At 71.2% G+C, this 16,310-nt stretch carries 17 protein-coding genes; 9 read left to right on the forward strand and 8 right to left on the reverse strand.

Annotation, left to right across the window (positions count from 1 at the left end):
* The first annotated feature begins 36 nt into the window (after window positions 1-36).
* The 4 genes from LQK93_RS09560 to LQK93_RS09575 all read left to right on the forward strand — a co-directional run bounded on the left by LQK93_RS09560 (window position 37) and on the right by LQK93_RS09575 (window position 6,559).
* Window positions 37-765, forward strand: a complete 729-nt coding sequence (locus tag LQK93_RS09560; protein WP_374971308.1) for an esterase family protein — start codon at window positions 37-39, stop codon at window positions 763-765.
* Window positions 766-820: 55 nt separating this feature from the next.
* Window positions 821-3,241, forward strand: coding sequence for an ATP-binding cassette domain-containing protein (locus tag LQK93_RS09565; RefSeq protein ID WP_374971309.1), 2,421 nt, complete (start codon window positions 821-823; stop codon window positions 3,239-3,241).
* Window positions 3,242-3,246: 5 nt separating this feature from the next.
* The gene (locus LQK93_RS09570) at window positions 3,247-4,452 is read left to right on the forward strand and encodes a Gfo/Idh/MocA family protein (protein ID WP_374971310.1); all 1,206 of its coding nucleotides are present in this window, start codon (window positions 3,247-3,249) and stop codon (window positions 4,450-4,452) included.
* 214 nt (window positions 4,453-4,666) lie between these two features.
* The gene (locus LQK93_RS09575; protein WP_374971311.1) at window positions 4,667-6,559 is read left to right on the forward strand and encodes an ABC transporter substrate-binding protein; all 1,893 of its coding nucleotides are present in this window, start codon (window positions 4,667-4,669) and stop codon (window positions 6,557-6,559) included.
* Window positions 6,560-6,584: 25 nt separating this feature from the next.
* Here LQK93_RS09575 and LQK93_RS09580 read toward each other — a convergent pair whose 3' ends face one another.
* Both LQK93_RS09580 and LQK93_RS09585 read right to left on the reverse strand, forming a co-directional pair.
* Complete coding sequence (locus LQK93_RS09580; RefSeq protein ID WP_374971312.1) at window positions 6,585-6,926, reverse strand: nuclear transport factor 2 family protein; 342 nt, start codon at window positions 6,924-6,926, stop codon at window positions 6,585-6,587.
* A gap of 116 nt (window positions 6,927-7,042) precedes the next feature.
* Complete coding sequence (locus LQK93_RS09585) at window positions 7,043-7,402, reverse strand: VOC family protein (RefSeq protein ID WP_374971313.1); 360 nt, start codon at window positions 7,400-7,402, stop codon at window positions 7,043-7,045.
* Window positions 7,403-7,441: 39 nt separating this feature from the next.
* Here LQK93_RS09585 and LQK93_RS09590 point away from each other — a divergent pair, with 39 nt between their 5' ends.
* Window positions 7,442-7,789: a DUF2200 domain-containing protein gene (locus LQK93_RS09590; protein ID WP_374971314.1), complete on the forward strand. Its 348-nt coding sequence runs from the start codon at window positions 7,442-7,444 to the stop codon at window positions 7,787-7,789.
* A gap of 17 nt (window positions 7,790-7,806) precedes the next feature.
* On the opposite strand, the gene LQK93_RS09595 is transcribed toward LQK93_RS09590, so the two are convergent.
* The 3 genes from LQK93_RS09595 to LQK93_RS09605 are packed head-to-tail and all read right to left on the reverse strand — an operon-like array spanning window position 7,807 to window position 10,958.
* The gene (locus LQK93_RS09595) at window positions 7,807-9,126 is read right to left on the reverse strand and encodes a class I SAM-dependent methyltransferase (RefSeq protein ID WP_374971315.1); all 1,320 of its coding nucleotides are present in this window, start codon (window positions 9,124-9,126) and stop codon (window positions 7,807-7,809) included.
* A 46-nt stretch (window positions 9,127-9,172) separates the two neighbouring features.
* Window positions 9,173-10,099: a VOC family protein gene (locus LQK93_RS09600; RefSeq protein ID WP_374971316.1), complete on the reverse strand. Its 927-nt coding sequence runs from the start codon at window positions 10,097-10,099 to the stop codon at window positions 9,173-9,175.
* Window positions 10,100-10,148: 49 nt separating this feature from the next.
* Window positions 10,149-10,958 carry an LLM class flavin-dependent oxidoreductase gene (locus LQK93_RS09605; protein ID WP_374971317.1) on the reverse strand — a complete coding sequence of 270 codons (810 nt, stop codon included), beginning with the start codon at window positions 10,956-10,958 and terminating at the stop codon, window positions 10,149-10,151.
* Window positions 10,959-11,108: 150 nt separating this feature from the next.
* Here LQK93_RS09605 and LQK93_RS09610 point away from each other — a divergent pair, with 150 nt between their 5' ends.
* Entirely contained in the window at window positions 11,109-11,696 is a 588-nt protein-coding gene (locus LQK93_RS09610; RefSeq protein ID WP_374971318.1) for a dihydrofolate reductase family protein, read from the forward strand.
* A gap of 52 nt (window positions 11,697-11,748) precedes the next feature.
* Window positions 11,749-12,711 carry an alkaline phosphatase family protein gene (locus LQK93_RS09615; RefSeq protein WP_374971319.1) on the forward strand — a complete coding sequence of 321 codons (963 nt, stop codon included), beginning with the start codon at window positions 11,749-11,751 and terminating at the stop codon, window positions 12,709-12,711.
* Window positions 12,712-12,731: 20 nt separating this feature from the next.
* Here the strand turns inward: LQK93_RS09615 and LQK93_RS09620 are convergent, their stop codons facing one another.
* The gene (locus LQK93_RS09620) at window positions 12,732-13,346 is read right to left on the reverse strand and encodes a YdeI family protein (RefSeq protein ID WP_374971320.1); all 615 of its coding nucleotides are present in this window, start codon (window positions 13,344-13,346) and stop codon (window positions 12,732-12,734) included.
* A gap of 248 nt (window positions 13,347-13,594) precedes the next feature.
* Between LQK93_RS09620 and LQK93_RS09625 the strand changes: the two genes are divergently transcribed.
* Together LQK93_RS09625 and LQK93_RS09630 are read left to right on the forward strand one after the other, a co-directional pair.
* Window positions 13,595-13,798, forward strand: a complete 204-nt coding sequence (locus tag LQK93_RS09625) for a cold-shock protein (RefSeq protein ID WP_013493701.1) — start codon at window positions 13,595-13,597, stop codon at window positions 13,796-13,798.
* Between the two features lie 157 nt (window positions 13,799-13,955).
* A complete protein-coding gene (locus tag LQK93_RS09630; RefSeq protein ID WP_374971321.1) occupies window positions 13,956-14,981 on the forward strand; it encodes an NAD(P)-dependent alcohol dehydrogenase in 1,026 nt (341 codons plus the stop codon).
* Window positions 14,982-15,027: 46 nt separating this feature from the next.
* On the opposite strand, the gene LQK93_RS09635 is transcribed toward LQK93_RS09630, so the two are convergent.
* Entirely contained in the window at window positions 15,028-15,651 is a 624-nt protein-coding gene (locus LQK93_RS09635; protein WP_374971322.1) for a ribonuclease H, read from the reverse strand.
* A gap of 142 nt (window positions 15,652-15,793) precedes the next feature.
* The gene (locus tag LQK93_RS09640) at window positions 15,794-16,186 is read right to left on the reverse strand and encodes a nitroreductase family deazaflavin-dependent oxidoreductase (RefSeq protein ID WP_374971323.1); all 393 of its coding nucleotides are present in this window, start codon (window positions 16,184-16,186) and stop codon (window positions 15,794-15,796) included.
* Window positions 16,187-16,310: the final 124 nt, after the last annotated feature.

Here is a 16,310-nt window from a genome sequence, read left to right on the forward strand (position 1 = left end):
CGTGACAACGACCGTGAGCAGACAGGAGCAACCTGCATGAAGGCGACCGACCGGTGGTACTCCGAGCGTCTGGGCCACGACCTCAGCGTGGCGAGGTGGGGCACCTACGGCTCGCCGGTGCTGCTCTTCCCGACCGCCGGCGGTGACGCCGAGGAGGTGGAGCGCCACGAGATGATCGCCCACCTCGAGCCGCTCATAGCGGCCGGCCGGGCCAAGGTCTACTCCGTCGACAGCATCGCCGGCCGGGCCCTCGCCGAGCGCCGCGGCAGTGCCGAGTACCGCCTCGCGCTCTTCAACGCCTACCACGAGGCCATCGCCCGCGAGGTCATCCCGGCCATCCACTCCGACCTCGGCGGGCACCACCTGCCGGTCACGGTGGCCGGGGCGTCGATCGGCGCCTTCAACGCCCTGGCCATCACGTGCCGCTACCCCGAGCTCGTCCAGTCGGCCGTGTGCATGAGCGGCACGTACGCCATCGAGCAGTTCATCGGCGGCCACGTCAACGACGACCTCTACTACAGCTCGCCGCTGCGCTTCCTGCCCGGCCTCGAGGGACCGTCGCTCGACGTGCTGCGCCGGCGGATGATCGTGCTCGCCTCCGGCAGCGGCCGCTGGGAGGACGTCGGGGAGTCGTGGGCGGTCGCCGAGGTGCTCGGGAGCAAGGGCATCCCCAACCGCGTGGACGACTGGGGCACGGCCTACGACCACGACTGGCCCACCTGGTGGCAGATGCTGCCCGTCTACCTCGACGACCTGCTCCCCTGAGCGGGAGGCGCCGTATTCGCGTGCGACCAGAGGTCGCCGACCGTAGCGTTGCCGCATGGCTGACACCCTGACGACGACCCCTGCCGCCACTGCCGCGCCGACCCCCTCGCCCACCGGGTCGTATCGCGTCCCGGCCGACCGTCATGACGTGATCCGGGTGCAGGGTGCCCGCGAGAACAACCTGCGCGATCTCAGCATCGAGCTGCCCAAGCGGCGGCTGACCGTCTTCACCGGCGTCTCGGGCTCGGGCAAGAGCTCGCTCGTCTTCGCGACGATCGCCGCCGAGTCGCAGCGGCTCATCAACGAGACCTACAGCGCGTTCGTCCAGGGCTTCATGCCCTCGCTGGCCCGCCCCGACGTCGACCTGCTCGAGGGGCTGACGACGGCGATCATCGTCGACCAGGAGCGGATGGGCGCCAACCCGCGCTCGACGGTCGGCACGGCGACCGACGCCAACGCGATGCTCCGCATCCTCTTCAGCCGCATCGGCACGCCGCACATCGGGCCGCCGACCGCGTTCGCCTTCAACGTGCCCACGCGGGTGGCGAGCGGGGTGATGAAGACCGACCGCGGCAGCCACACCGAGACGTCGGTCGTGCGCGAGGCCGTCTACCAGGGCGGGATGTGCCCGCGGTGCGAGGGCATGGGCTCGGTCAACGACGTCGACCTCACCGCGATCTACGACGAGAGCAAGTCGCTCTCGGAGGGGGCGCTGCTCGTCCCCGGCTACAGCATGGACGGGTGGTACGGCCGCATCTTCGCCGGCGCCGGCCTCCCGATGGACAAGCCCATCGGGAAGTTCACCGACAAGCAGCGGGAGAAGCTGCTCTACGGCCAGCCGGAGCGGATCAAGGTCGAGGGCGTCAACCTGACCTACGAGGGCGTGATCAGCAAGATCCAGAAGTCGATGCTGTCCAAGGATCTCGAGGCGATGCAGCCGCACGTGCGCCGGTTCGTCGAGCGGGCGGTCACCTTCACGACGTGCCCCGACTGCAACGGCACCCGCCTATCGCAGGAGGCGCTGTCGTCCAAGATCCGGGGCAAGAGCATCGCCGACCTGTGCTCGATGCAGATCACCGACCTCGCCGAGTGGCTGCGCGGGATGGAGGAGCCGTCGGTCGCGCCCCTGCTCAAGGGACTGCAGCACCTGCTCGACTCCTTCGACGCGATCGGCCTCGGGTACCTCTCGCTCGACCGGCCGGCGGGCACGCTCTCCGGCGGGGAAGCCCAGCGCACCAAGATGATCCGCCACCTCGGCTCGTCCCTGACCGACGTCACCTACGTCTTCGACGAGCCCAGCATCGGCCTGCACCCGCACGACATCGAGCGGATGAACCGGCTGCTGGTGCAGCTGCGCGACAAGGGCAACACCGTCCTCGTCGTCGAGCACAAGCCCGAGATGATCGCCGTCGCCGACCACGTCGTCGACCTCGGGCCGGGTGCCGGCAGCGGCGGTGGCCAGGTCGTCTACGAGGGCACGGTCGAGGGACTCCGGGCCAGCGACACCGTCACCGGCCACCACCTCGACGACCGGGTCGGTCTCAGGGACACCGTCCGTGCACCCACGGGCGCCCTGGAGATCCGCGGCGCGAGCACCCACAACCTGCGCGACGTCGACGTCGACCTTCCGCTCGGCGTGCTCTGCGTCGTGACCGGGGTCGCCGGCTCGGGCAAGAGCTCGCTCGTCCACGGCTCGGTGGAGGGCCGCGACGGCGTGGTCGTCGTCGACCAGGGCGCGATCCGCGGGTCTCGCCGCAGCAACCCGGCCACCTACACCGGCCTGCTCGAGCCGATCCGCAAGGCCTTCGCCAAGGCCAACGGCGTCAAGCCGGCCCTCTTCAGCTCCAACTCCGAGGGCGCCTGCCCCGCCTGCAACGGCGCCGGCGTCATCTACACCGAGCTCGGCGTCATGGCCACCGTCGAGTCGACGTGCGAGGAGTGCGAGGGCCGCCGCTTCCAGGCGGCCGTGCTCGACTACACGCTCGGCGGCCGCAACATCGCCGACGTGCTCGACCTGCCGGTGGCCGAGGCGCTCGAGTTCTTCGCCGACGGCGAGGCCCGGACGCCCGCCGCCCACAAGATCCTCGAGCGCCTGGCCGACGTCGGCCTGGGCTACCTCACGCTCGGCCAGCCGCTCACGACGCTCTCCGGTGGCGAGCGCCAGCGCCTCAAGCTCGCCGCGCAGATGGCCGAGAAGGCCGAGGTCTACGTGCTCGACGAGCCGACCGTCGGCCTGCACCTCGCCGACGTCGCGAACCTGCTCGCCCTGCTCGACCGCCTCATCGACTCGGGCCGCTCGGTCGTCGTCATCGAGCACCACCAGGCCGTCATGGCGCACGCGGACTGGATCATCGACCTTGGTCCGGGCGCCGGCCACGACGGTGGCCGCATCGTCTTCGAGGGCACCCCGGCCGACCTCGTCGCCGACCGGTCCACCCTCACCGGCCAGCACCTCGCGGCCTATGTGGGAGCCTGACCCGCGTGACCGAGACGCCTGACCCGCGGGGCGACCTGCGCCTCGCCATCGTGGGCTTCGGCCTGCGCGCCAGCCTCGCCCGCTACGCCCACCGCCCCGGCGAGGGCAGCCGGGTCACCGTCGTCTGCGACTCCGCCGAGCGGGGCCGGGCCGACGCCGCGGAGCGCATCGAGGGCGTACGCGTCGTCGACTCCCTCGACGAGCTGATCGCGCCCGACGTGCGGGCCGATGTGGACGCGGTGCTCGTCCTCACTCCCGACCACCTGCACGCCGCGCACGCGGTGCGGACGCTGGAGGCCGGCCTGCCGACGTTCGTGGAGAAGCCGCTCGCGACGACGATCGCGGACGCCGACCGCATCCTCGAGGCGGCGTACCGCACGCGGACGCGGCTCTACGTCGGGCACAACATGCGGCACATGCCCGTGGTGCGCGCCATGCGGCAGGTCATCCAGGCGGGGACTATCGGCGAGGTGAAGGCCGTGTGGTGCCGGCACTTCATCTCGGCGGGCGGCGACTACTACTTCAAGGACTGGCACGCCGACCGGCGCAACACGACGAGCCTGCTGCTGCAGAAGGGCGCCCACGACCTCGACGTCATCCACTGGCTCGCCGGCGCCTACACGCGCCGGGTCAGCGCGGTCGGGGCGCTCGCGGTCTACGGCGACATCACCGACCGCCGCGACAACTCCGACCGGCGGATGGCCGACTGGTACTCCCTCGAGAACTGGCCGCCCACCGACCAGCGCGAGCTCAACCCCGTCGTCGACGTCGAGGACCTCTCGATGGCCCACCTCGTCCTCGAGGGCGGCGTGCTCGCCTCCTACCAGCAGTGCCACTTCACGCCGGACTACTGGCGCAGCTACACCGTCATCGGCACCAAGGGGCGCCTCGAGAACTTCGGCGACGGCCCCGGTGCGCGCGTCAAGGTGTGGACGCGCCGCACCGACAGCTACCGCGACGACGCCGACGAGGTCATCGAGATCCCGCCGGCCGACACGCTCGGGCACGGCGGGGCCGACCCGCTGCTCATCGCCGAGTTCATCCGGTTCGCCCGCGACGGCTGCACCACCGACACCTCGCCCGTGGCGGCCCGCGAAGCCGTGGCCGCCGGAGCGTCGGCGACGGTGTCGCTGCGCACCGGCGGACACACCGTGGACGTGGCCGTGCTCGACCCCGAGCTCGTCGCATGGTTCGAGGGCGGCCAGGCCTGAGCCGCCAGCCGTGCGCCGTATGCCGTGCGCCGTGCGCCGTATGCCGTGTGGCCGGGTCGCAGGCGGGCGGGACGGCAGGGGGCGGCGGCTAGACTGCCCAGACGGGCAGGGGTGCTCCGGTTCGCAGTGGTGCGCGTGGGTGCCTCCGTGCCGTAGCCCCTTGTTCCGAGAACCCTGCGTCCGCTCCACCCGCCGGGCAGCCCGAAGGAAGCCCATGCGTCGACGTCACGCCCGCCCCGTCGCGGTGGCGGCCCTCGGCGTCCTCGCGCTGGGCTCGGCGGCTGCCTGCACGGCGGACTCGTCAGCCACCGCACCCACCGCCGGCACTTCCCCGCGAGTGACACCGGCGGCCGTGAGCACCACGCCCGCGGTCGAGCCGCTCGTCGTCGACGCCGTCTTCGACCACACGAGCCTCGACCCGACGCAGCAGTTCAACCGGACCGGGGCGATGGTGACGCACGCGCTCTACGAGACGCTGACGAGCCTCGACCCGGAGGACCCGACGAAGGTCGGCTCTGGCCTGGCCGACTACACCCTCTCGCCGGAGGGGCGCTGGCTCACCTTCCGGCTGCACAAGGGCGTCCGCTTCTCCGACGGCACGCCGATGACGACCGACGACGTGCTCTTCACGCTCGAGCGGGCCGAAGGACTGGGCGGCCCGGTGTCCTCGCTCCTCGGCCAGGTCTCGTCCGTCAAGGTCGACGACCGCACCTTCACGCTGAGCTCGCCGTCGTCGAACTTCGCCCTGCCGGCGATCCTCGCCAACCCGGCGTTCGGCATCCTCAACAGCACCGTCGTCAAGGCGAACGGCGGCACGATCGGTCCCGGCGACACCGCAACCGGCTATCTCACCACCCACTCGGCCGGCTCGGGCCCCTACGTCCTCGACAGCGTGCGCGGAGCCTCCGAGGTGCGGCTCGCCCCGAACCCGCACTGGGCGGGCAGCCGGCCGAAGTTCCCCGAGCTCCTCGTCCGGAACGTCACGCCGGCGCGACAGCTGGCCGACATCCGGTCCGGTCATGCCGACGTCGCCCTCGACCTGTCGCCGGCGCAGGCGAGCGAGGTCGCCAGAGCCGGTGCCGACCCGACCGCCAGCCCGTCGGCGACGGCCGGCACCGCCGTGCCAGCGATTCCCGCGACCCCCGCCGTCACCGTGAAGACGATGCGCTCGAGCACGCTCGTCTACCTGGCACTCGACCGCGACAAGGCCGTCAACGCCTGGACGGCCAACCCCGACTTCGCCGAGGCCGTCCGCCTCGGCCTCGACCGGATCGCCCTGGCGGGCGACGCGCCAGGGTCCGAGCCCGCCGCCGGCCTCGTCCCGGCCGGCATCGTCGGCGCGCTCAAGGACGTCGTGCCGCAGCCGAGCCCGAGCGGGACGTCCACGGCTCCCGGCTCCTCGACCGGAACCCCGACCCCCGCGACGAGCGCCTCGGCCACGCCGACCACGCCCACCACGTCCTCAGCGCCGGTGACGTCGGCGACCGGGCCCACCGGGGCACCGAGCGCCGTCGTCACGACGGGAGCCGACGGCATACCCACCCCTGTCGTGACGCTGCCCATCGTGCCGCCGCGCCACCTCGCCGCCGCGCGGGCGGCGCTCAAGCGCTCGGGGTATGCCGGCCAGCCGATCCCGCTGTCGTATGCCGCCGACCTGCCGATCCAGGGCCTCCCGCGGACCGCGCTCGCGACGGCGGTGCGCGACCAGCTCGCAGAGGTCGGGATCAAGGTGCACCTGAGCCCGGCGCCCGCGCGCGAGGCGGCCGCGGCGTACCGCGAGGGGCGCACGGCATTCGGGCTGTGGAGCTGGAGCCCCGACTACCTCGACCCGGCGAACTACCTGGCGTTCGCGCCCGGCGAGCTCATCGGGTCGCGCGCCGGCTGGGCGCGAGGCGCGGACCCCGCCATGGACGACCTCACGCAGGCCGCGAGGGCCTCGGTCGGTGACGACCGGGCGGCTGCGTATGCCGCGTGGCAGCTCGCGATGAACGCGCGCAGCCCCTTCGTCCCCCTCCTCCAGCCGGCGACGCGGCTGGCGACCGGTGCCCGGGTCGACGCGGCGCCGGGCAACCCGGTGTGGACGCTGGACCTGAGCCGCCTCCGCTGACGAGAGGCGGATCGCGGAGCAGCTGTCAGTCGCGCTGCACGTGGTACACGATGGTCTGCACGCGAATCCTGCCGTCGGCGAAGACGAAGGTGTCGATGCCGTCCTCGACCCTGGAACCCGCACTCCTGGCCGCCCACTCGAGATACAGGACGTCGTCGGCGAAGGTGGTGGCGAGGTTCCAGTCGGCGTTCGGGACGTCCGACAGGAGCTGGGTGAAGACCTCCCGTGCCCCGTCAAGCCCTCGGAGGACCTTGCCCTGGACGATGAAGAGCGAGTCCTCGCTGTAGTCCTCGAGGATGCCGTCCAGGTCGCCGGCTCCCAGGACCTGGCCGTGGTGTGCGAAGACCTCTTCAGGAGTGCGCGACATCGGGCTGCCCTCTCTTCCCTCTTCGGACTGGGGCGACATGGCGATTGTCGCACCGGGGAATCGGGGGCAACGGCGTTTTTGCTGCCTCCCGTCAGAGCACGGAGGCGGTCGGGCTGTCAGTCGACGCAGAGGCAGAAGGGATGCCCGGCCGGGTCGAGGAAGACGCGGAACGACGTGCCGGGCTGGTGCTCGTGCTTCGTGGCGCCGAGCGCGAGGACCTGCGGCTCGGCTGCGTCGAGGTCCTCGACCATGACGTCGAGGTGCATCTGCTGCGGCGCCGACTGGGCCGGCCACCGCGGCGGCGTGTAGTCCTCGACCTGCTGGAAGCAGATGCACTGGCCGGTGGAGGTGTCGCGGATCTCGGCCCAGCCGTCGGAGGTCTTGACCGACCAGTCGAGCAGGGTGCCGTAGAAGGTGCCGAGCGCGGCGGCGTCGGGGCAGTCGATGACGAAGCTGGGGTAGCGGGCGATGGCCATGGACCCGACCGTAGCGGTGCTCGTGGCTACGCTCGGTGTATGAGCCGCATCTCCACCATGTCGTTCGCGTCGGTCTACCCGGCGTACGTCGCGAAGGTCGAGAGGAAGGGCCGGACGAAGGCCGAGCTGGACGAGGTCATCGAGTGGCTGACGGGATTCTCGGAGGCCGAGCTGCAGCACCATCTGGAGGCCGGGACGACGTTCGAGCAGTTCTTCGCCGATGCCGAGCTGAACTCGAACGTCGCCCTCATCACCGGCACGGTCTGCGGCGTGCGCGTGGAGGAGGTGGAGGACCCGCTGATGCGCAAGGTCCGCTACCTCGACAAGCTCGTCGACGAGCTCGCCAAGGGTCGGCCCATGGTCAAGGTCCTGCGGGCCGAGGCCTGACCGCGGGCCCTCCGGCGTCAGGGCCGGTCGAGGGTCACCGGTTCGGCGCCGAGCAGCTCGGCCCGCGTCCGCGGGATGCCACTGGCTCCGCCCGGCTCCGGCTTGACGGCGAGGACCTGGTTGACGCCGAGCCGGTTGGACTGGAAGGCGAGGGCGGAGCCGGCCATGTAGAGCCGCCACACCCGGGCACGGCCCGCGCTCGAGAGCCGGACGGCCTCGTCCCAGCTCTCCTCGAGGTTGCCCACCCAGGCGCGCAGCGTGTCGACGTAGTGCTCGCGCAGCGACTCGACGTCACGCACCTCGAAGCCCGCCGACTCCAGCACGTCGACCGTCGTCGCGAGCGGGTGCAGCTCGCCGTCGGGGAAGACGTAGCGGTCGATGAACGAGGTCCTGTCGCCCTTGGGGTCCCCGGGAGGCCCGGGCCGGCGCGAGATCGCGTGGTTGAGGAGTCGCCCACCCGGCGCGAGGAGCGAATGGAGGTGTGCGGCATACGTGCTCAGCTGCGCGAGGCCGACGTGCTCGGCCATCCCGATGCTGGCGATGGCGTCGTACGGCCCGTCGGGGACGTCGCGGTAGTCCTGGACGCGGATCTCGACGCGGTCGCCGACCCCCTGGGCTGCGACGGCGTCGCGGGCGAAGGCTGCCTGCTCCTGCGAGAGCGTGACCCCCACAGCGGTCACGCCGTATGCCTGGGCCGCGTGGAGGACGAACGAGCCCCAGCCGCAGCCGACGTCGAGGACCCGCATCCCGGGGCGCAGCCCCAGCTTGCGGGCGACGAGGTCGAGCTTCGCGCGCTGCGCGTCCTCGAGGTCGTATGCCGTCGAGGGCGCCTTCTCGAAGTAGGCGCAGGAGTAGACCATCGACGGGCCGAGGACCAGGGCGTAGAAGTCGTTGCCGACGTCGTAGTGGTGCGAGACCGCTTTGGCGTCCCGCCGCCTCGCGTGCCGGCGGCCGGAGAGGTGGATCTCCTCGGCAGGCGGCCGAGGCGGTGGGCCCAGCGCGCCGAGCCGCAGGGCAGCCTTGGCGACGGCCGAGATGGTGTCGCGGCCGACGTGGACGCCGGGCCCGCGCTGCGGGTCGGCCAGCGCGTCGAAACGGCTCAGCGCGTCGAGGAGGTCGCCCTCGATCCGGACGTCTCCGGACACGTAGGCGCGGGCGAAGCCCAGCTCGTTCGGCGCCCAGACCAGGCGGCGCAGGGCGCGGCGCGAGGTGAAGCGGACGACGACGGGAGCGTCCGCCGGACCCAGGGAGCTGCCGTCCCAGCAGTCGATGCGCACCGGGACCTGCGTGGCCAGGGCGGCGTCGACCACCGGTCGGAGCACTGCGGCGACGTCCATCCGACCTCCTGACGCGGGTGCGGGCACCTGCTGCTGCGGGGCCCGCTCAGGCGTGCTGGTCGGGGACGGACTGGGGTTGCACGGACCACTCCGCGGGCTCGTCGTCCGTGTCGCGGTCGGCGTCCTCCTTCGTCTCGTGCACCTTGCCGGGCTTGTGGTGCTGCGGCGCGTAGACGGTGTAGAGCTGCATCGGCTCGTCGCCGATGTTGGTGACGTTGTGCCAGCTGCCGGCCGGCACGATCACGCACCAGCCGTCGGTGACCTCCTGGTCGAAGGTCAGCTCGTCCTTGGCGGGACCCATCTGCGCCCGACCGCGCCCTGCGTCGAGCCGGATGAACTGGTCCGTCGCGGGGTGCTGCTCCAGCCCGATGTCACCGCCGACCGGGATCGACATGAGCGTGACCTGCAGGTACTTGCCGCTCCAGGCGACAGTGCGGTAGTTGCGGTTCTGGAGCGTCTCGCTCTCGATGTCGAAGGACTGAGGACGGGGGCCGATGTCTTCGATGCTCATGCTCCGACGGTAGCCCCGCGCGGCCGTGCGTGGGGTGACGGTCTGGCCGCCCCACTCCTCCGGCTCGACGTCGACCAGCGTCTGGCCCAGCACCCACTGGTGCCCGAAGGGGTCGTCGATCGTGGCCTGCCGCTCGCCGTACTCCCAGTCGTGCGGCGGGTCGACCAGGACTGCTCCTCCCGCCAGGGCCATCTGCACCACGCCGGCGACGTCGGCGACCTTGAGCATCACCTGGTGCGAGCGACCCTGCTCCGGCGTCCGCCGACCGGGGCGGACCTCGGCAACGACCAGCTCGGCCGCCGGCCCGTCCGGCAGGCCCAGCTGCGAGCGATGCCCGTCGCCGATGCGGACGTGCTCGACGAACCCGAGGACCTCCGTGTACCAGGTCACGGCCGCGCGGACGTCGGCCACGGTCAGCACCGGCGTGACCCGCGCGTGCGGCGCCGATCGGTTTCTGAGCACGGCGTCAGCCTAGGAGACCGGCCGGCTGCCGCGTCGCGAACCGGGCGCGTCACCGGCCGGCGAGCTCGGCCACCATCGGGGCGAGTCTGTCGGCGCCCTCGGCGCCCAGCACGAAGTAGGAGTAGCCGATCTCCTCGCGCCGTCGCTGGATCTCCTCGGCGGCAGCTGCCGGGTCGGCCGGGAGGACGGCCAGCGAGTCCGCTTCGCGCAGCGCGGTCGCATCGGTGTCTCGTGCGGAGGCCATGAACGGCGCGACCAGGTCGCCGACGACCGGAACGTGCAGTGCCAGCTCGACGTCTCGCGCGGCTTGCACCTCGCGGGCCAGCGCGGCGACCGTGGCACGGCTGTCGCTGGCGACGGCTGCGATGGTGACCGTGTCGGCGAGCTCGAGGGCGAGTGCTCGGGCCCTGGGACCACGGACGGCCATGACGACCGGCGTGTGGGCGCCGGCGCCGTCCAGCTCCCCGAGTGCGGTCACCGTCTCGCGGACTCGGGCGAGGCGCTCTCCCGGTGACGCCACCGGCATGCCGAGGTGTCGCAGCTCGTCCTCGATGCCGGGCCGCCCGGTGCCGATGCCCATCTCGAAGCGGCCCTCGGTGAGCACCGACATCGAGTGCGCCTCCCATGCGGTGCTCCAGGCAGGGCGCAGTGGCGAGGCGTAGACCCAGGTGCCGACACGCAGGTTCGTCCAGGCCGCCGCCATCGCGAGGGTGGGTGCAGGTGCAGGCTGCCAGTGCGGGACGTCGGGCACCAGCAGGGTCGAGTAGCCGCCGTCGGCGATGCGCTGCACCTGGTCGCGCCACGTCGGCACGTCGGTCAGCACCGGGGCGACGACTCCGAACCGGAACGGTCTGGTCATGTCGAGACTTCCTTCGCGATCTGTGGTTTCGGCAGGGTCCGCCGTCTCCTCCTGTCACCAGCACGACGAACGGGGCAACCCGCATACGACGATGTCGCCCTCCGAGTCAGGGCACCAGAGGCAGACTGGCGAGAGAGGAAGGGAGCCGGGATGCCAGAGCTTGTGGTCGACTTCATCACGTCACTCGACGGATACGCCTCCGCCGAGGGCTGGCCGGGCTGGTGGGGGTTGGAGGGGCCGGAGTACCTCAAGTGGCTGGGCGAGAGCCCGGAGGGTGACTACGTCGTCCTGATGGGGGCGAACACCTACCGGCTCATGCACGCCTTCACGAAGGACGGCGAGCCGGGGACCGACGTGCTCACCGGCATGGACAAGGTGGTCTTCTCGAACACGCTGGCCGAGCCGCTGGAGTGGGAGAACTCGACCTTGGTCGCCGGGGACGCCGTCGCGGCCGTGCGCGCGATGAAGCAGGACCGCGGCAGGTCGATGCGCACGATCGGGAGCCTCGCGCTGTGCCGGTCCCTGCTCGAGGCCGGGCTCGTCGACCGGTTCCGGGTCGTGATGTTCCCCGTCATCACCGGAGCCACCGGCCGGGAGCGCATCTACGACGGGTACCCGGACGTCGTGCTCGACATGGTGGACAGCCGCACCTTCGACGGTCGGATCCAGCTGGTCGAGTACGTGCCGACGGTGCTGGACGGCCCACCGGTCACTTCTTCGCCTCCCAGCCAGCTCTGAAATCCCGTAGCTACTGTCTGCCCGGCAAGCCGTTCCGGGCCTTGGAGGACGCATGTCGAACAAGGGCGCAGGGTTCGTGACCGCCACCGCGCTGCTGGTGCTCACCGGCTGTGGAGCGGGAGCGGCCTCCCCACCTGCCACCTCCTCCACGGCGCAGCCGGGCACGGTGCAGCCCGGCACGGTGCAGCCCGGCACGGTGCAGCCCGGCACGGAGCCCGCGGCGAAGGTGCCGTCGGCGACGGTGACCAAGCTGCTCGTGTTCGTCGTCGAGAACCACTCGCTGGACCAGATGCGCGAAGCCATGCCCTACACGACGGGACTGGGGAAGCAGTACGCGGTCGCGACGAGCTACCAGGCGGTGACTCACCCCTCGCTGCCCAACTACCTGGCGATGACCGGCGGCAGCACGTTCGGCATCACCGACGACGACCCGCCCTCCAGCCACACGACCGACCAGCCGTCCGTGTTCGGCCAGGCGCTGTCGCTGGGCAAGACGGCGAAGGTGTACGCCGAAGGGATGCCGGGCAACTGCGCGACCGAGGCTTCCGGACAGTACGCCGTCAAGCACAACCCGTGGGCCTACTACCTGACCGAGCGCTCCTCCTGTGCCAAGTACGACGTGCCCGCCACCGAGCTGAGCAAGGACGTCACCAACGGACGGCTGCCCAACGCCGGCATGGTGGTTCCCGATCTGTGCAACGACGCCCACGACTGTGATCTCTCGGTCGCGGACCAATGGCTCCGGACCCAGGTCGGAACGGTGATGTCCGGCCCGGACTGGCGCAGCGGCCATCTCGCGGTCGTGGTCACCGCCGACGAGGATGACCACCACCAGAACAACCTCGTCCTGACCGCCGTGGCCCACCCCTCCGTGCACGGCGTGGTCACCACGCCGCTGACCCACTACTCGCTCGCCCGGCTCTACAGCGAGGTCCTCGGGGCCAAGCCGCTCGCCGAGGCCGCCACCGCGCCCTCCATGGCCACGGCGTTCGGGCTGAAGCTCTCAGGTCGTTGAGTCTCTCGTGGCTGTCAGCGCTACGCGTCGCGGCGACCCTCCTGAGCCCTGGGCGTGCTGGGGTGGATGGTCTCTCCCCGCCCGAGCATGGCCACGAACTGCTCGATGCGCCGGCGTCGGGTCTGGGCACGCTTCGCGGTCTCGACGCGGTAGAGTACGGCGTAGCGGTTCCTGCCGTCGAGGTTCTCGAACATCGTCCGCGCGGCGGGGTCTGAGTCGAGGGCCGCGGCGAGGTCCGCCGGCACCTCGATGCTCGCCGGTCCGGCGTACGCGGCGTCCCACCGTCCGTCAGCCTTGGCGCGCTCCACCGCGGCGAGTCCGGACGCCTGCATGCGGCCTTCGGCCGTGAGCCGCTCTGCGATCGCGACGTTGCGCTTCGACCACCCGCTGCGCGGAGTGCGCGGTGTGAAGCGCTGTCGGTAGCTGTGCTCGTCACCGCCGCGGACCTGCCCGTCGATCCAGCCGTGGCACAGCGCCTCCTCGAGCGCCTCGTCGTAACTGAGGCTCGTGGGCGCGGCGGCGCCCTTCTTCGCCAAGATCAGCCACACGCCGGGGTCATCAGCGTGGTGCTCGTGGAGCCAGGCATGCCACGCGGCTGCGTCCGCGACCGTCAACGCGGGCAGCTCGTCACTCACGCGTCCAACCTTGGCACGCGGGACGCCGGGGGGCTGGCTGCGCGAGGCAACTGCCTGGTTCTTTGTTGTGCAGGGCAGATGGGGCGGGTGGCTGCTAGCGTCGTTCCCGGCTGCCGTCCCGGTCCACGAGTTCGGAACCGGGCACAACGCGTCGGCGCGCGAAGTCTCGCGTGCGGCGTTCGTTGTGACCCATCGGCATCCTGAGGTCTCCATACGGGAGACCTCGCTGACCAGAAGAGGCAACACCAGTGGCAACAGGCACCGTCAAGTGGTTCAACAGCGAAAAGGGCTTCGGCTTCATCGAGCAGGACGGCGGCGGCGCCGATGTCTTTGTTCACTACTCGGCCATCGAGAGCGGCGGCTACCGCGAGCTGCAGGAAGGCCAGAAGGTCGAGTTCGATGTGACGCAGGGTCCGAAGGGACCCCAGGCCGAGAAGGTCAGGGGCATCTGACCCACTGAGACATCACCGGGTGACCCCGGTTCCCGGCGAATCCCCCGACCAGACGGTCGGGGGATTCGCTGTTGCACTGGCCAACGGCTTCTCGGGGTGCTTGGCTGCCATGAGGGGCAGTCTGCGGGGCTGTCGCTCCAGGGCGTGAGGAGATGCCATGAAGGCGGTCCGGCTGCACGAGTACACCAAACGTCCCGTGGTCGAGGACGTTCCGGAACCGACGCTCGACAGTCCGCTGGACGTCATCGTCGACATCGGCGGCGCCGGCCTGTGCCGGACGGACCTGCACATCGTCGAGGGTCAGTGGGCCGAGAAGAGCAACGTCACCCTCCCCTACACGCTGGGCCACGAGAATGCCGGCTGGGTGCGCGAGGTGGGCTCGGCGGTGGAGCACGTGGCGCCCGGCGACGCCGTCATTCTGCACCCGTGGGTCACCTGCGGGCTCTGTCGCGCATGCCGCGCCGGGGACGACGTGCACTGCGAGCACAGCCAGTTCCCCGGCATCGACACCGACGGCGGCATGGCCGAACGGATCCGCACCTCCGCCCGGTCCGTCGTCAAGCTCGCCCCGGGGGTCGAGCCGGCTGCAGTGGCCGCGCTCGCGGACGCCGGCCTCACGGCATACCACGCGGTGAGGAAGGCCGTCCCGCTGCTCTTCCCGGGCTCGACGTGTGTCGTGATCGGCGCAGGCGGCCTGGGACACATCGGGATCCAGGCCCTGCGCGCCATGAGCGCCACCCGGATCGTCGTCCTCGACCCCAACCCCGCGGCCCTCGCCCTCGTCTCGGAGATGGGCGCTGACGAGACGGTCCTCGCCGACGGCAGCCAGGTCGACAAGGTGCTCGAGCTGACCGACGGCAACGGCGCCGAGGTGGTGCTCGACTTCGTCGGCGAGCGGGGCGCCGAGAGGGATGCCTGGGCCATGACGCGGCGCGCCGGGAGCGACTTCGTCATCGGCTATGGCGGCACCCTGGAGATCCCCACCATCGACATCATCTCGACCGAGCGGAACATCATCGGCAACCTCGTCGGCACCTACAACGACCTGGCCGAGCTCATGGCCCTCAACGCCGCGGGCAAGGTGACGATGCACACCCGCACGTACCCGCTCGACGCCGTCAACGAGGCGATGGACGACCTCGAGGCCGGACGCGTGCGCGGGCGGGCGATCCTCGTCCCCTAGCAGGGGTTTGGGCCGGATGCGGGCTCCTGTCGCGGTGAGGTGCGGCCTAGTCGCGGCGGTGGCTGGCCGCCACGGCGAGCTCGTCGACGAGGTCGTTCATCTCGTGGCCGGAGTGACCCTTCACCCAGTGGAAGGCGACGTCGCCGCGCTCCTTGACGGCCAGCACGAGCGGCTCCCACAGGTCCCGGTTCGCGACCGGCTTCTTCGCCGAGGTGGTCCAACCGCGCTTGAGCCACCCGTCCCACCACCGGTCGCGGAAGCAGTTCACGACGTACGTCGAGTCGCTCACCACGACCAGCGGGCCCGGGAGCGCGGTGACGGCTTCCAGTGCCGCGCGGATCTCCATCCGCTGGTTCGTGCTCGGTCGCTCCGAGCCCGACGCGAAGCGGTCGCGGTCGATCGCCCAGGCCCAGCCGCCCGGGCCAGGGTTCCCCGAGCACGCGCCGTCGGTGTAGACGAAGGTCGCACCTTCTGGAGCGACCATCGCTGGCTTCGGCGCCCGGACCTTGCCCGCGGTCTTGGCGGCCGGCGCCCGGGACGGCGTCGATGGTGGGGTCGTCAGCCCCGGGAGCGCGAGCTCGGTCCGGCACACGGCGTGCACCCAGCCCGTGGCCTTGCTGCTGGCACCGACGATCTCGTCGCCTGCTCGGATCGGCTCAGCACAACGCATACAGCGTCCCGGGAACTTGGCCAGCACAATTCTCCTCGAAGCTCGGTCGACGCGGCGACCGCGCGGATGGCGGCCCGCACATGCGGACACCGAAGTGCAGGTGTGAGCGTAGTGACCGTCACCGGGACCCCTGACGGGACCTCTACGCGTCCGGCTCGTGGTCGGCCTGGTCATCGACCGTGAGCACGATCAGCGGACTGTGCTCCAACATCTCCGGTATGTCGGTTCGGCGCCAGCGCCTGGCGGCGGCCTCGATGTACGGTCGACGCTCGTCCGGGTCGGTCACCACGCGCGCCGTCGCAGCGACGTCGGCGACGACCGACTGCTTCAGGTGGATCACGACGTGCGGGTCGGCCTTGATGTTGTGGATCCAGTCACGCGTCCGATCGGCCCGAGGCATGCCGGTGATGAACAGCTGGTCGTCTTCGCTGTGCAGGAAGATCTCGATGCGTCGAGGCTGGCCGGTTCGCCGGCCGGTCGTCGTCAGGTCGATGAGCTGGCTGTGGTGCAACGCTGCCCGGATGGATCCACTCACACGACGAGCATGACCCATGGGGCGACCCTTTCGCCTTCCTGACCCGTAGAGCTCCACGGAGAACTCGCGCATAAGGGTCGACGGCTGGGCTCCGCCCAGATCCAGGGACGTGGATCGCGGGTGC

The organism is Terrabacter sp. BE26 (genome assembly GCF_041941675.1).
Taxonomy (GTDB): domain Bacteria; phylum Actinomycetota; class Actinomycetes; order Actinomycetales; family Dermatophilaceae; genus Terrabacter.